Here is a 12,722-nt window from a genome sequence, read left to right as displayed (position 1 = left end):
TTCGAAAAATCTTTACGGTATGTAGGCCGCCACGGTCTGTGGCAGCAGCGGGCGCAGTTCGTGCAGGGTGGCCGACAGCAGGCGTCCACCTTGTGACTCGGTCCACCAGACCGCGTCGTGCTGGCCCAGCATGTTGACCACCAGGGCCAGGGCCAGCAGCAGCACCGCACCACGGGCCAGACCGAAGCCGCCGCCCAGGATGCGGTCCACCGGGCGCAGGCCCACGCTGGAGACGGCCTTCTGCACCAGCCAGGCCACCAGCCCGCCGGCAAACACCACGACGATGAACACCAGCACGAAACCGATGGCCAGCCGCAGGTGTTCGGACAGGCTGTCGGCCGGCAGCCACGCGGCCACCTCGGCGGCATAGATGGGCGAGAGCACGAAAGCCGCCACCCAGCCCGCCACCACGATCACCTCGTACATCAGCCCCCGCCACAGTCCGATCAGGACCGACAGCAGCAGGATCAGCAGCATGACGATATCGAGGGCGACCATGGCAGCCTCAGAGCGTGAGCACGGCGGCCGGCAGGCCGAGCGCCTTGATGCGCGCCGCGGCCTTCTCGGCCTCGGCCCGGTTGTCGAACGGACCGACCCGCACCCGGGTGCGCTTGCCCTCGGGCAGCGTGGCCGTGTGCACATAGGTCTTCAGGCCGGCCTTCTCCAGCTTCTGGCGCACGTCGCGCACGCGGTCGTCTTCGGCGTACGCACCCACCTGCACCACCAGGCGGGCAGATGCGGTGGCAGCGGCGCTGGCCGACTTGGGATCGGCCTGGCCCTTGAGCAGGGCTTCGGCGCGGGCGGCGTCGGTGGGAGCCGGGCGGGCCGGGGCGGGTGCCGCAGGCTCGGACCTGGGCGCCTCGGCCTTCACCGGATCCGGCCTGGGCGCCTCGGCTTTGGGCGGCTCCACCTTGGCGGCTTCGGCCTTGGGCGCGTCGGCCTCCTCGGTGATCATGGGGAGCTTGCCGCCGGAGGCCGCGGCCGGTGCGGCGGCAGGCGCAGCCGGTGCAGGCGCTGCCGCCGGGGCCTTGGCCGCTGGCGAGGGCGTGTTGCGCGCCGGGATCTCGATGGGGATGTCCACCGGGATGGGGCGCGGCTGGGTGTCGAACAGCAGGGGGAAACCGATGACGCCGACCGCCACCAGCACGCTGGCGCCGATCAGGCGGTGGCGTGCGCGGCGGCGCACCGCATCGATGGTGGGGGTGGGGGCACTGCCTGCGGAGCCGGAGCGGGGGTTGACCATGCGGTGGGGGACCAATTCGCCATCAACGGCTGGCGGTGGCACGGGGCTGGCCGGGGCATCAGCCCTTCAGGTGCTTGGCGGCCAGCCGGGGCACCCCGTTCTGCAGCACGCCGCCCACCGTGTGGAAGGAACCAAAGACCACGATTCTATCAGCGGGGTCTGCCGCAGCCACGGCAGCGGCCAGGGCGGCGCGGGGGTCCGGGAAGGTGCCGGCCACCTTCGCCGCCGGGCCGGGGCGGCCCTGGATGGCCGAGGCCACCACGCGCGAGAGCTCGCTGGCCGGCAAGGCGCGCGGCAAGGGCAGATCGGTGACGTACCAGTGGTCGATCAGCGGGGCGACCCGTTCGATCATGGCGGTCAGGTCCTTGTCGGCCATGGCGCCGAACACCGCGTGGGTACCGGGGTAGAAGCCCATGGCGTCCAGGTTTTCGGCCAGGGCGGCCACCGAATGGGGGTTGTGGGCCACGTCCAGCACCAGGGTGGGGTTGCCGGGCACGATCTGGAAGCGGCCGGGCAGCTCCACCAGCGCCAGGCCGGTGCGCACCGCCTGGGCGGTGACCGGCAGGCGCGGGCGCAGCGCCTCGATGGCGGCCAGCACGCCCGACGCGTTGACCAGCTGGTTGGCCCCCCGCAGGGCCGGGTACGCCAGGCCCGGGTGGCGCCGGCCGCCCCGGTTGGGGTGGGTGGCCCAGCCCCACTGCTGCTGGTCGCCAGCGAAGTGGAAGTCCAGCCCCACGCGCCAGAGGTCGGCGCCGATCTCCAGCGCGCGGTCGAGCACGCTCTGCGGCGGCATGGGGTCGCTCACCACGACCGGGCGGCCGGTGCGCATGATGCCGGCCTTCTCGCGGCCGATGGATTCGCGGTCCGGCCCCAGCAGGGCCATGTGGTCCAGCGCGATGCAGGTGATGACGGCGCAGTCGGTGTCGATGATGTTCACCGCGTCCAGCCGGCCACCCAGCCCCACTTCCAGAATGGCCACATCGATGCCGGCGCGCGAGAGCGTGCGCAGGATGGCCAGGGTGGTGAATTCAAAATAGGTCAGGCTGATCTCGGGCTGGTCGTCGCCCTGGCCCCGCCGGGCCTGCTCCACCTCGGCCATGGCCGGCGCCAGCTCGGCGGCATCGACCGGGCGGCCATCGATGCGGCAACGCTCCTCGAAATGCACCAGGTGGGGCGAGGTGTAGAGGCCGGTGCGGTAACCGGCCTGGCCGTAGATGGCTTCCAGCATGGCGCAGGTGCTGCCCTTGCCGTTGGTACCGGCCACGGTGATGACCGGGCACGGCAGCTTCAGATCCATGCGGCGGGCCACGGCCTGCACGCGCTCCAGGCCCATGTCGATGGCCTGCGGGTGCAGGCGTTCGGCGTGGGCCAGCCAGTCGGCCAGGGTGACGGGGTGGTCGGGAACGGGGATGTGGAGCATGGGCAGAATTGTCCCATCGGCACGGAACGCGCCCGGGCGTCGGGGACAATCCGGGGCATGACGTCTTCCGCCTCCCCCACCACGGTGTTCGGCATTCCGAACTGCGACACGGTCAAGAAGGCACGCGCCTGGCTGCAGGCCCAGGGCGTGGACCACAGCTTCCACGACTTCAAGAAACAGGGCGTCCCGCCCGAGGCGCTGGACCGCTGGCTGGCCTCGGCCGGCTGGGAAGTGCTGGTCAACCGCAAGGGCACCACCTGGCGCGGCCTGGACGAATCGCTGCGCGCCGGCGTGACCGATGCCGCCTCCGCGCGCGCCCTGCTGCTGGCCCATGCCAGCGTGATCAAGCGGCCGGTGGTGGAGTGGGCCGATGGCCGCATCACCGTGGGCTTCGACCCGGCGGCCTGGGCGGCTGCCTAAAATCGTGGGTTTCGCCCCCTCCCAACCCGCCCCCAACCGCCACCCCCAGCCCCCATGAGCACCACCCAATTCAGCGGCGTGACCGTCGCCACCCAGGCCAATGTGTACTTCGACGGCAAGTGCGTGAGCCACGGCATCACCCTGGCCGACGGCACCAAGAAGTCGGTCGGCGTGATCCTGCCCGCCACCCTGACCTTCAACACCGGCGCCCCGGAAATCATGGAATGCGTGGCCGGCTCGTGCGAGTACCTGCTGGCCGGCAGCAGCACCTGGGTGAAAAGCAGCGCCGGCGAGCAGTTCGCCGTGCCCGGCAACAGCAGCTTCCAGATCCGCGTGACCGAGCCCTACCACTACATCTGCCACTTCGGCTGATCCACGGACCCGACCATGGCCACCATCCTCCAGAACCTCCCCCTGCAACAGAAAGTCGGCATCGCCTTCTCCGGCGGTCTCGACACCAGCGCCGCGCTGCTCTGGATGAAGCAGAAGGGTGCCATCCCCTACGCCTACACCGCCAACCTGGGCCAGCCCGACGAGCCGGACTACGACGAGATCCCGCGCAAGGCCCTGGCCTACGGCGCAGAGAAGGCCCGCCTGATCGACTGCCGCAGCCAGCTGGCCCACGAAGGCATTGCCGCCCTGCAGTGCGGCGCCTTCCACATCAGCACCGCCGGCGTGACCTACTTCAACACCACGCCGCTGGGCCGCGCCGTGACCGGCACCATGCTGGTGGCGGCCATGAAGGAAGACGACGTCAACATCTGGGGTGACGGTTCCACCTTCAAGGGCAACGACATCGAGCGCTTCTACCGCTACGGCCTGCTGACCAACCCCAGCCTGAAGATCTACAAGCCCTGGCTGGACCAGCGCTTCATCGACGAGCTGGGCGGCCGCGCCGAGATGAGCGCCTTCATGACGGCCAACGGCTTCGGCTACAAGATGAGCGCCGAAAAGGCCTACAGCACCGACAGCAACATGCTGGGCGCCACCCACGAGGCCAAGGACCTGGAACACCTGAACTCGGGCATCCGCATCGTCAATCCCATCATGGGCGTGCCGTTCTGGCGCGAGGACTGCGTGGTCAAGGCCGAAGAGGTGGCGGTGCGCTTCGAGGAAGGCCAGCCGGTCGCCCTGAACGGCCAGACCTTCGACAACCCGGTCGACCTGATCATGAAGGCCAACGAGATCGGTGGCCGCCACGGTCTGGGCATGAGCGACCAGATCGAGAACCGCATCATCGAGGCCAAGAGCCGCGGCATCTACGAGGCCCCCGGCCTGGCGCTGCTGTTCATTGCCTACGAGCGCCTGGTGACCGGCATCCACAACGAGGACACCATCGAGCAGTACCGCATCAACGGCCTGAAGCTGGGCCGCCTGCTGTACCAGGGCCGCTGGTTCGACCCGCAATCGATCATGCTGCGCGAGACGGCCCAGCGCTGGGTGGCCCGCGCCATCACCGGCGAGGTGACCATCGAGCTGCGCCGTGGCAACGACTACAGCATCCTCAACACCGACAGCCCGAACCTGACCTACGCGCCGGAGCGCCTGAGCATGGAGAAGGTGGAAGACGCGCCGTTCTCGCCGCTGGACCGCATCGGCCAGCTGACCATGCGCAACCTGGACATCACCGACACGCGCGGCAAGCTGGGCATTTATGCCAAGAGCGGCCTGCTGTCGCTGGGCGAAGGCGCGCAGATGCTCAAGCTGGAGGGTGGCAAGGGGGACTGAACTCCCCCGTTTGCTCCGAAAGGCCGCTCTGTTGGGCGGCCTTTTTTGTGGGCGTTCGTGGTGTCTGGCGGGCGGGGTGGCCGGTGGGGGCCTGGGCTATGGCCCACCTCGCGGGCGGCTGCTCGGGTGTTCATCTATTGCTTCATGAACACCGTGGTGGGAACGCTTGCTCTGTGGCAGCCGCGAATGGGGCCGGCGCCCAGGCCCCCACCGGCCACCCCGCTGAAGTAAAGCTGGCACACCAGCGGTCGCGTACCACCATCGCATGGACGGGCTGGGGCGGGTGCCGGTCCGCCGGCCCCATTCGCGGCTGCCACAGAGTCGGCGGACCCACGCAGCGTTGACGAAGAAACACCAGAGTACCCGGGCAGCCGCCCGCGAGGTGGGCCAGAGGCCCGGCACCCGCCCCAGCCCGTCAGAAGCAGCCGACGCAAAACAGATTCAGATCACCACCGGCTCAGGCTCCAGCCGGATCCCGAAGCGCTCGTACACGCTGGTCTGAATGGCCCCCGCCAGCGTCATCACCTCACCGCCCGTGGCGCCGCCCCGGTTCACCAGCACCAGCGCCTGCCTCTCGTACACCCCCGCATTGCCCACCCCCCGGCCCTTCCAGCCGCAGGCGTCGATCAGCCAGCCCGCCGCCAGCTTCACCGTGCCGTCCGGCATGGGGTAATGCACCACACGCGGCTCGCGGGCAATGATGTCGGCGCACTGCTCCGGCGTGACCGTGGGGTTCTTGAAGAAGCTGCCGGCATTGCCGATGACCGCCGGGTCCGGCAGCTTGGCGCGGCGGATGTCCACCACCCAGTCGAACAACGTGCGGGCGTCGGGCGATGCGATGCCCGTCTCGGCCATGCGGCGCTCGATGTCGGCATAACCCAGCACCGGCTGCCAGGGCTTGGGCAGCCAGAAGCGCACCCGGGTGATCAGGGCGCGGCCGGCCAGGCCCAGGCTGCGGGCATCGGCCGGCGCGTGTTTGAACACCGAGTCGCGGTAACCGAAGCCGCACTGCGCGGCATCCAGCGTGAAGGGCTCGCCGGTGTGCAGATCGACCGCGTCCAGCGAATGAAAACGGTCCTGCAGCTCCACCCCGTAGGCACCGATGTTCTGCACCGGCGAGGCGCCCACGGTACCCGGGATGAGCGCCATGTTCTCCAGCCCGGGCCAGCCCTGCTCGATGGTCCATTGCACGAAGCTGTGCCAGTTCTCGCCGGCACCGGCCTCCACCAGCCAGCCTTTGTCGGTCTCGCGCAGCAGGTGGCGGCCGGCGATCTCGACCTTGAGCACCAGCGGGCGCACGTCGCCGGTGATGACCAGGTTGCTGCCGCCGCCCAGCACGAAGGGCGGGTGGTCGGCGGTGAGGGCGGGCCACTGTGGATCGGCCCGCAGGTCGGCAATGTCGGCCTCGCTGCGGATGCGCGCCAGGTGCAGCGCGCGGGCCACGATGCCGAAGGTGTTGTGGGGCTGCAGGGGCACCTGCTTCTCGACTATCATCCGCCGATTCTCTCACCCGGGCCGCCGCGTCCGGCCCGGCCGCCACCGCCTGCGGCCCTTCCGAAGACCCTTTTTCCCGCCCACCACCATGCCTTCTTTCGACACCGTTCTCGAAGCCGATTTCGTCGAGGTCAAGAACGCCATCGACCAGGTCTCCCGAGAGATCGGCACCCGCTTCGACTTCAAGGGCACCAGCGCCGCCATCGAGCTCAAGGACAAGGAGATCACGCTGTTCGGCGACGCCGATTTCCAGCTGCAGCAGATCGACGATGTGCTGCGCAACAAGCTGGCCAAGCGCAATGTGGACGTGCGTTTCCTCGACGTGGGCAAGGTCGAGAAGGTGGGGGGCGACAAGGTGAAGCAGGTGGTCAAGGTGCGCAACGGCATCGCCACCGAGGACGGCAAGAAGATCCAGCAGGTCATCAAGGGCAGCAAGCTCAAGGTGCAGGCCGCCATCCAGGGCGATGCGGTGCGCGTGACCGGCGCCAAGCGCGACGACCTGCAGGCCGCCATGGCCCTGATCCGCAGCGAGCTGAAGGACCTGCCGCTGTCGTTCAACAATTTCCGCGACTGACCTCCCCATGCACCGCCCTGCCCTGCCGACCCTGCTGCTCGTGGCGGCCATGGGCCTGGGCTTGGCTGGTGCGGCCGTGGCCCAGCAGGTGTCCATCGGTGGTGTGTCGGGGTCGCGTGCCTTGCTCATCGTGGACGGTGGCGCGCCCCGCTTCGTGGCGGCCGGACAGTCCCACCAGGGCGTCAAGCTGCTGCGGGTGGACGGCGATACCGCCACGGTGGAGATCGAAGGGCGCCGCCAGACCCTGCGGGTGGGCGAAGCGCCGGTCAGCCTGGGCGGCGGCGGCGCACCGCAGGGCAGTGGCCGCGTGGTGATGACCGCCGACAGCCGAGGCCACTTCTCGCCGGCTGGCCAGATCAACGGCCGCGCAGTGCAGTTCCTGGTCGACACCGGAGCCACCGAGGTCATCCTCAGCGAGAGCGAAGCGAAGCGCATCAACCTCGACTTCGCCAAGGGTCAGCGCGTGACGGTGTCCACCGCCAATGGCCAGGTGAATGGCCACCGCATACAGCTCGATTCGGTGCGGGTGGGCGAGGCGCAGATCTTCGGCGTGAGCGCCATCGTGCTGCCGCAGCCCATGCCCTCGGTGCTGCTGGGCAACAGCTTCCTCAACCGCTTCCAGATGCAGCGCACCAACGACCAGCTCACGCTGGACCGGCGCTACTGAAACCTTCAGGCCACCGCGGCGGTGACCACGATCTCGATGCGCCAGGCTGGATCGGCCAGTGCGGCCTGCACCGTGGCCCGGGGTGGCGCCGCGCCGGGCACCACCCAGGCGTCCCACACCGCGTTCATGGCGCCGATGTCTGTGATGTCGGCCAGATAGATCTGCGCCCGCAGGATGCGCGACTTGTCGCTGCCGCACTCGATCAGACGCTGCTCCACCTGCGCCAGCACGTCGGCGGTCTGGCCGGCGATGTCGGCATCGCCCCGCTCCGGCACCATGCCGGCCAGGTAGACGACGCCCTGGAACACGGCGGCCTCGCTGTAGCGTTGGGCCATGCCGACGCGGTGGATGTAGCGCTGGGGTGAGCTCATGACTTCACTTCTTTTTGGCGCCCAGGCGGCTCTCGGTGCCGGCGAGCAGGCGGTTGATGTTCTCGGCATGGCGCCAGATCAGCAGCACGCCCATGACGGCCAGGGCCAGCACCATGACGCCCGGCGCCTCCCAGGCCACACCCCGGCCCAGCAGGAAATAGGCGGGTGCAAACACCGCCGTGACGATGGCCGCCAGCGACGAGTAGCGGAAGAAGTACGCCACGATGACCCAGGTGGCCAGCGAGGCCAGACCCAGCCAGGGGTTGAAGGCCAGGATGACGCCGGCCGCCGTGGCCACGCCCTTGCCGCCCTGGAAGCGGAAGAACACCGGGAACAGGTGGCCCAGGAAGGCCGCCAGGCCCACCAGCGCCACCGTGCCGGCGCCCAGACCCCAGGGCTCGCCCCAGCCCTGCACCAGCACCACCGGCAGCCAGCCCTTGAAGGCATCGAGCACCAGCGTCAGCACGGCCGCCTTGCGGTTGCCCGAACGCAGCACATTGGTGGCGCCAGGGTTCTTGCTGCCATAGGTGCGCGGATCGTTCAGGCCCATGAGGCGGCTCACCAGCACGGCGAACGACAACGAACCGATCAGGTAGCTGGCCACGGTGGCCAGCAACGGGTAGAGGAAGTCCAAGGAAATGCTCCGAAGCGGTCAGGGCAGCGGGGCCCGGAAGATGCGGTCTGTTCTGGCGGCTTATTCTGCCAGCGCGCACTGCACCGGCCGGGCACCCAGCGGGCCCGACAGCACGGCCGGATCGATGCCCACCAGAAAACCGCGCCGCCCGCCATTGATCCAGATGCGGGGCAAGGTCAGCACGGTCGCTTCCACGTACACCGGCATGTCGCGGCGCAGGCCGAAGGGCGAGGTGCCGCCCACCAGGTATCCGCTGTGGCGGTTGGCCACCTCGGGCTTGCAGGGCTCGATGGAGCGGACAGCCACCTGCCGGGCCAGGTTCTTGGTGGACACGGTGCGGTTGCCGTGCATGAGGATGGCCAGCGGCTTCGCGTCCTGGTCCTGCATGATCAAGGTCTTGACCACGGCAAACGGGTCCAGGCCCAGTACCTGCGCGCTGTGCTGGGCGCCGCCATGCTCCAGGTACTCGTAGGGATGCTCGGTGTAGGCCACGCCGTGGGCCTTGAGCCAGGCGGTGGCCGGGGTCTCGCTGACGTGGACCTTCTTGCCCATGGAAGAACGGTCAGGTCACTGCGCCGGGTCGCGCAGCTCCCAGCGGATCTGGTCGATGGCGGCCAGCAGTTCGGGCGAGAGCTGCACATCCCAGGCGTCGATGCATTCGTCGAGCTGGGACAGGCTGGTCACGCCGATGATGGTGCTGGCCACGCGCCAGTTGCGGTAGCAGAAGGCCAGTGCCAGCTGGGCCGGCGTGAGGCCATGTTCACGCGCCAGGGCGTTGTAGCGGCGGGCGGCGGTCAGCGATTCCGGGCGGCCCCAGCGCTGCTTGCGCATCGACTCGAAGATCGCCATGCGGCCGTGATCGCCCACCAGGCCGGTCTCGTCGTACTTGCCTGAGAGCAGACCAAAGCCCAGCGGCGAGTACGCCAGCAGCGACACGCCCAGGCGGTGGCAGGTCTCGTCCAGCGCGTTCTCGTACGACCGGTTGATCAGGCAGTACGGGTTCTGCACCGTGGCCACGCGCGGCAGGCCGCGCTGGTCCGCCAGGCGCACGAACTCGTGCACGCCCCAGGGCGACTCGTTGGACAGGCCCACGGCGCGCACCTTGCCGGCCTTGACCAGCGTGTCCAGGGCATCGAGCTGCTCGTCGATGGCCGCGCAGGCGCGGTCCTTGGACGGGTCGAAGTACAGGTTGCCGAACACCGGCACGTTGCGCGCCGGCCAGTGCAGCTGATAGAGATCGATCACCTCGGTCTGCAGGCGTCTGAGGCTGCCGTCGCAGGCGGCCACGATCTCGGCCTTGGTCAGGCCGGACTGGTCGCCCCGGATCCAGGGCATGCCGCGCGACGGACCGGCCACCTTGGTGGCCAGCACGATGCGCTGGCGCATGCCGGGGCGCGATGCCAGCCAGCGGCCGATGATGGTCTCGGTGGCACCACAGGTCTCGGCGCGGGCCGGCACCGGGTACATCTCGGCGGCGTCCAGGAAGTCGATGCCGCGCTCCACGGCGCGGTCGAGGATGCGGTGGGCGTCCGCCTCGGCGACCTGTTCGCCGAAGGTCATGGTGCCCAGGCAGATGGGCGATGCACGCAGCGGGCTCTGGCCCAGGGGGATGGGTGTCATGGAAAGATTTTGTAACGGTGCAGCGGGGCCAGCCCGGGATTTCTGACGAAGCGGATACAGAGGCGATACCGGTCAGGGGTATAAGTTTAGGTCCGCGCGAACAACGACCTTCAAGGAGAACCCATGAACCGCACCCAATCCCTGTCTGCCCGCCTGTCCCGCCCGACCCTGGGTGTCGTGGCCGTGGCGCTGGTCCTGTCCGGCTGCGCCAACATGAGCGAGACCCAGTCCGATTCGGCCAAGGGCGCCGGCATCGGTGCACTGGCCGGCGCCGTGCTGGGCGGCCTCACCGGCGGATCGAAAGGGGCCACGCAGGGCGCGGTGATCGGTGCCGGCGCTGGCGCACTGGGCGGCTACATCTGGTCGACCCGCATGCAGGAACAGAAGAAGGCCATGGAACAGGCCACGCAAGGCACCGGCATCGGCGTGAGCCAGACCGCCGACAACCGCCTCAAGCTCGATGTGCCGGCCGATGCCGGCTTCGCCGTGGGCCGCTCGGCCATCAGCCCCACGCTGGCCGGCGTGCTCAACCAGTTTGCCGGCACGCTGCAGCAGAACCAGGTGACGCAGGTCACCATCGTGGGCCACACCGACAACACCGGCAGCGACGCCATCAACAACCCGCTGTCGGTGGACCGGGCCAACGCCACCCGCGACTACCTGGTGGGCCGGGGCGTATCGGCCGCGCGCTTCACCACCGACGGCCGTGGCTCGCGCGAGCCGGTGGCCGACAACAGCAGCGCCACCGGCCGCGCCGCCAACCGCCGGGTCGAGATCTACGTGGCCGAGCCGGCCAACACCGCTCAGCGCTGAGCCTGACGCGCCCGCTCCTCTTCCTGCAGGCGCAGCACCCGGCGCTGCACCTTGCCGGTGGTGGTCATGGGCAGGGCGTCGATGAACTCGATCTCCTTGGGGTACTCGTAGGGCGCGAGCTGCCCCTTCACATGCGCCTGCAGCGAGGCCACCAGCGCCGGGTTGCCGGTGTGGCCCGGCGCCAGCACCACATAGGCCTTGACCACCGCGCCGCGCTCGGCGTCGGGCTTGGGCACCACCGCGGCGTTGGCCACGGCCGGGTGCTTGACCAGGCAGTTCTCGATCTCGCTCGGGCCGATGCGGTAGCCGGCGGCCTTGAACACGTCGTCGCTGCGGCCCTGGTACCAGAGGTAGCCGTCGGCGTCCTGCACCGCCAGGTCGCCGGTGCGGCACCAGCTGCTGGCCGGGTCGCCGGTGAACTTGCCCCGGGTGGCATGCTCGTTCTTCCAGTAGCCCAGGAAGAACACCGGGTCGGGGTCGCCGTGCACGTCGAGGCGGTGCACCGCCACGTCGCCCGGCGTTCCCGGCGGGCATTCGCGGCCCTCGTCGTCGATGACGGCCACCCGGTGGCCCGGGTAGGCTTTGCCCATGCTGCCGGCCCGCGCCGGGTAGAGCCGGTCGCAGTTGCCGACGATGTAGTTGATCTCGGTCTGGCCGAACATCTCGTTGACCACCACGCCCAGCTGCTCGCGGCAGTAGGCGAACACCGCATCGCCCACCGCCTCGCCGGCGCTCATGATGGCCTCGAGCCGGAAGCGGAACTGCTTCGATGGTTCAGGGAAGGCCTTCATCATGGCCTTGAGCGCGGTGGGGAACAGGAAGGTGTGGGTCACGCCATGGCGTTCGATCAGTTCGAAGGCCATCTGCGGGCCGAAGCGGCCGTTGTGGGCCACGATGGGCCGGCCGAAGTACAGCGTGGGCAGCAGCGCGTCCATGAGGCCACCGGTCCAGGCCCAGTCGGCCGGCGACCAGAAGACGGCCTTCGAGGGCTGGCGGGCATCGAAGGGATCGAAGCCGAACCAGTTCTGGCTGCACACGAAGCCGGTGAGGTTGCCGATGAGCGCACGGTGCGGGATGAGCGCGCCCTTGGGGTTGCCGGTGGTGCCGCTGGTGTAGATGAGCACGGCCGGGTCGTCGGCATGGGTGGCCACCAGGTCGAAGCGGTCATGGGCCTGGTCGCACAGGGCTCGCCAGTCGAGCACGCCGCCGTCGGCCGGCGCATCCACGCTGATCACACGGCGCAGCAGCGGGCTCTCCCCCGCCACCGCCTGAATGCCGGGCAGCGTGCCGGCGTCGCACAGCGCCACCACCGCCTCGCTGTCGTGCAGGCGGTACGACAGCGCCTCCGGGCCGAACAGCTGCGACAGCGGCATGCCCACCGCGCCCATCTGCAGCACCGCCATGTAGGCCACGGCGGTCTCGAAGCGCTGCGGCAGCACGATGGCCACCCGGTCGCCCCGGCGCACGCCCAGCGAGGCCAGCACATTGGACAACCGGTTGGCCTGGGCCTGCAGGTCGGCGTAGGTGAAGGCGCGGTCGGGCTGGCCGGGGGCGGTGTCGATCACCGCCGTGGCACGGGCGCGTGTCGGGTCGGCCGCCCAGCGCCGCGAACACACCTCGGCCATGTTGAACATCGCCGGCACCTGCCAGCCGAAGCGGCTGTGCAGGGCATGGTGCAGGTCGGGGCGCGGGGTGTCGCTGCCTTGACGTGGGGGCATCGTGTGTCTCCGTGGGCGTC

The 12,722-nt window shown here is 69.5% G+C and carries 15 protein-coding genes; 6 read left to right on the top strand and 9 right to left on the bottom strand.

The window, feature by feature from the left end; all coding sequences use genetic code 11:
• Positions 1–12: 12 nt before the first annotated feature.
• From WD026_RS00540 to folC, 3 genes are read right to left on the bottom strand one after another with little or no spacing between them, the layout of a single operon-like run.
• Complete coding sequence (locus tag WD026_RS00540) at positions 13–498, bottom strand: CvpA family protein (protein WP_425721681.1); 486 nt, start codon at positions 496–498, stop codon at positions 13–15.
• 7 nt (positions 499–505) lie between these two features.
• Positions 506–1,243 (bottom strand): SPOR domain-containing protein, encoded by a 738-nt coding sequence (locus WD026_RS00535; RefSeq protein WP_425721679.1) that lies wholly within the window; start codon positions 1,241–1,243, stop codon positions 506–508.
• Between the two features lie 58 nt (positions 1,244–1,301).
• Entirely contained in the window at positions 1,302–2,663 is a 1,362-nt protein-coding gene (gene folC, locus WD026_RS00530) for a bifunctional tetrahydrofolate synthase/dihydrofolate synthase (RefSeq protein ID WP_425721677.1), read from the bottom strand.
• Positions 2,664–2,720: 57 nt separating this feature from the next.
• Here folC and WD026_RS00525 point away from each other — a divergent pair, with 57 nt between their 5' ends.
• Genes WD026_RS00525 through argG form a run of 3 tightly spaced genes read left to right on the top strand, consistent with a single transcriptional unit; the run spans position 2,721 to position 4,811 of the window.
• Positions 2,721–3,083, top strand: coding sequence for an ArsC family reductase (locus WD026_RS00525; RefSeq protein WP_425721675.1), 363 nt, complete (start codon positions 2,721–2,723; stop codon positions 3,081–3,083).
• 54 nt (positions 3,084–3,137) lie between these two features.
• Complete coding sequence (locus tag WD026_RS00520) at positions 3,138–3,455, top strand: pyrimidine/purine nucleoside phosphorylase (protein WP_425721673.1); 318 nt, start codon at positions 3,138–3,140, stop codon at positions 3,453–3,455.
• Positions 3,456–3,470: 15 nt separating this feature from the next.
• Positions 3,471–4,811: an argininosuccinate synthase gene (argG, locus tag WD026_RS00515; RefSeq protein WP_425721671.1), complete on the top strand. Its 1,341-nt coding sequence runs from the start codon at positions 3,471–3,473 to the stop codon at positions 4,809–4,811.
• Positions 4,812–5,252: 441 nt separating this feature from the next.
• On the opposite strand, the gene murB is transcribed toward argG, so the two are convergent.
• Entirely contained in the window at positions 5,253–6,305 is a 1,053-nt protein-coding gene (gene murB / locus WD026_RS00510) for a UDP-N-acetylmuramate dehydrogenase (protein ID WP_425721669.1), read from the bottom strand.
• A gap of 88 nt (positions 6,306–6,393) precedes the next feature.
• Between murB and WD026_RS00505 the strand changes: the two genes are divergently transcribed.
• On the top strand, positions 6,394–6,879 hold the full coding sequence (locus WD026_RS00505) for a YajQ family cyclic di-GMP-binding protein (RefSeq protein WP_425721667.1): 486 nt from the start codon (positions 6,394–6,396) through the stop codon (positions 6,877–6,879).
• A 7-nt stretch (positions 6,880–6,886) separates the two neighbouring features.
• A complete protein-coding gene (locus WD026_RS00500; RefSeq protein WP_425721665.1) occupies positions 6,887–7,546 on the top strand; it encodes a retropepsin-like aspartic protease family protein in 660 nt (219 codons plus the stop codon).
• Positions 7,547–7,551: 5 nt separating this feature from the next.
• Here the strand turns inward: WD026_RS00500 and WD026_RS00495 are convergent, their stop codons facing one another.
• The 4 genes from WD026_RS00495 to WD026_RS00480 are packed head-to-tail and all read right to left on the bottom strand — an operon-like array spanning position 7,552 to position 10,171.
• On the bottom strand, positions 7,552–7,917 hold the full coding sequence (locus WD026_RS00495; protein ID WP_425721663.1) for a RidA family protein: 366 nt from the start codon (positions 7,915–7,917) through the stop codon (positions 7,552–7,554).
• A gap of 4 nt (positions 7,918–7,921) precedes the next feature.
• The gene (gene plsY, locus WD026_RS00490; protein WP_425721661.1) at positions 7,922–8,551 is read right to left on the bottom strand and encodes a glycerol-3-phosphate 1-O-acyltransferase PlsY; all 630 of its coding nucleotides are present in this window, start codon (positions 8,549–8,551) and stop codon (positions 7,922–7,924) included.
• Positions 8,552–8,611: 60 nt separating this feature from the next.
• Positions 8,612–9,103 carry an aminoacyl-tRNA deacylase gene (locus WD026_RS00485; protein WP_425721659.1) on the bottom strand — a complete coding sequence of 164 codons (492 nt, stop codon included), beginning with the start codon at positions 9,101–9,103 and terminating at the stop codon, positions 8,612–8,614.
• A 15-nt stretch (positions 9,104–9,118) separates the two neighbouring features.
• Positions 9,119–10,171, bottom strand: coding sequence for an aldo/keto reductase (locus tag WD026_RS00480; RefSeq protein WP_425721657.1), 1,053 nt, complete (start codon positions 10,169–10,171; stop codon positions 9,119–9,121).
• Between the two features lie 123 nt (positions 10,172–10,294).
• On the opposite strand from WD026_RS00480, the gene WD026_RS00475 reads away from it, so the two are divergent.
• Positions 10,295–10,984 carry an OmpA family protein gene (locus tag WD026_RS00475; RefSeq protein WP_425721655.1) on the top strand — a complete coding sequence of 230 codons (690 nt, stop codon included), beginning with the start codon at positions 10,295–10,297 and terminating at the stop codon, positions 10,982–10,984.
• Here the strand turns inward: WD026_RS00475 and WD026_RS00470 are convergent.
• Positions 10,975–12,702: an acyl-CoA synthetase gene (locus tag WD026_RS00470; RefSeq protein ID WP_425721653.1), complete on the bottom strand. Its 1,728-nt coding sequence runs from the start codon at positions 12,700–12,702 to the stop codon at positions 10,975–10,977. The genes WD026_RS00475 and WD026_RS00470 overlap by 10 nt on opposite strands.
• Between the last annotated feature and the right edge of the window lie 20 nt (positions 12,703–12,722).

Origin of the sequence: Hydrogenophaga sp. R2, from assembly GCF_049843595.1 — a bacterium.
Lineage (GTDB): Bacteria > Pseudomonadota > Gammaproteobacteria > Burkholderiales > Burkholderiaceae_C > Hydrogenophaga.
Note: the sequence above shows the minus strand (reverse complement) of the source record. Positions and strands in the feature narration are given on the sequence as shown.

Coding starts and splice junctions, on each gene's coding strand:
- WD026_RS00540 (WP_425721681.1), bottom strand. CDS start 498: ATGGTCGCCCTCGATATCGTCATGCTGCTGATCCTGCTGCTGTCGGTC.
- WD026_RS00535 (WP_425721679.1), bottom strand. CDS start 1,243: ATGGTCAACCCCCGCTCCGGCTCCGCAGGCAGTGCCCCCACCCCCACC.
- folC (WP_425721677.1), bottom strand. CDS start 2,663: ATGCTCCACATCCCCGTTCCCGACCACCCCGTCACCCTGGCCGACTGG.
- WD026_RS00525 (WP_425721675.1), top strand. CDS start 2,721: ATGACGTCTTCCGCCTCCCCCACCACGGTGTTCGGCATTCCGAACTGC.
- WD026_RS00520 (WP_425721673.1), top strand. CDS start 3,138: ATGAGCACCACCCAATTCAGCGGCGTGACCGTCGCCACCCAGGCCAAT.
- argG (WP_425721671.1), top strand. CDS start 3,471: ATGGCCACCATCCTCCAGAACCTCCCCCTGCAACAGAAAGTCGGCATC.
- murB (WP_425721669.1), bottom strand. CDS start 6,305: ATGATAGTCGAGAAGCAGGTGCCCCTGCAGCCCCACAACACCTTCGGC.
- WD026_RS00505 (WP_425721667.1), top strand. CDS start 6,394: ATGCCTTCTTTCGACACCGTTCTCGAAGCCGATTTCGTCGAGGTCAAG.
- WD026_RS00500 (WP_425721665.1), top strand. CDS start 6,887: ATGCACCGCCCTGCCCTGCCGACCCTGCTGCTCGTGGCGGCCATGGGC.
- WD026_RS00495 (WP_425721663.1), bottom strand. CDS start 7,917: ATGAGCTCACCCCAGCGCTACATCCACCGCGTCGGCATGGCCCAACGC.
- WD026_RS00485 (WP_425721659.1), bottom strand. CDS start 9,103: ATGGGCAAGAAGGTCCACGTCAGCGAGACCCCGGCCACCGCCTGGCTC.
- WD026_RS00480 (WP_425721657.1), bottom strand. CDS start 10,171: ATGACACCCATCCCCCTGGGCCAGAGCCCGCTGCGTGCATCGCCCATC.
- WD026_RS00475 (WP_425721655.1), top strand. CDS start 10,295: ATGAACCGCACCCAATCCCTGTCTGCCCGCCTGTCCCGCCCGACCCTG.
- WD026_RS00470 (WP_425721653.1), bottom strand. CDS start 12,702: ATGCCCCCACGTCAAGGCAGCGACACCCCGCGCCCCGACCTGCACCAT.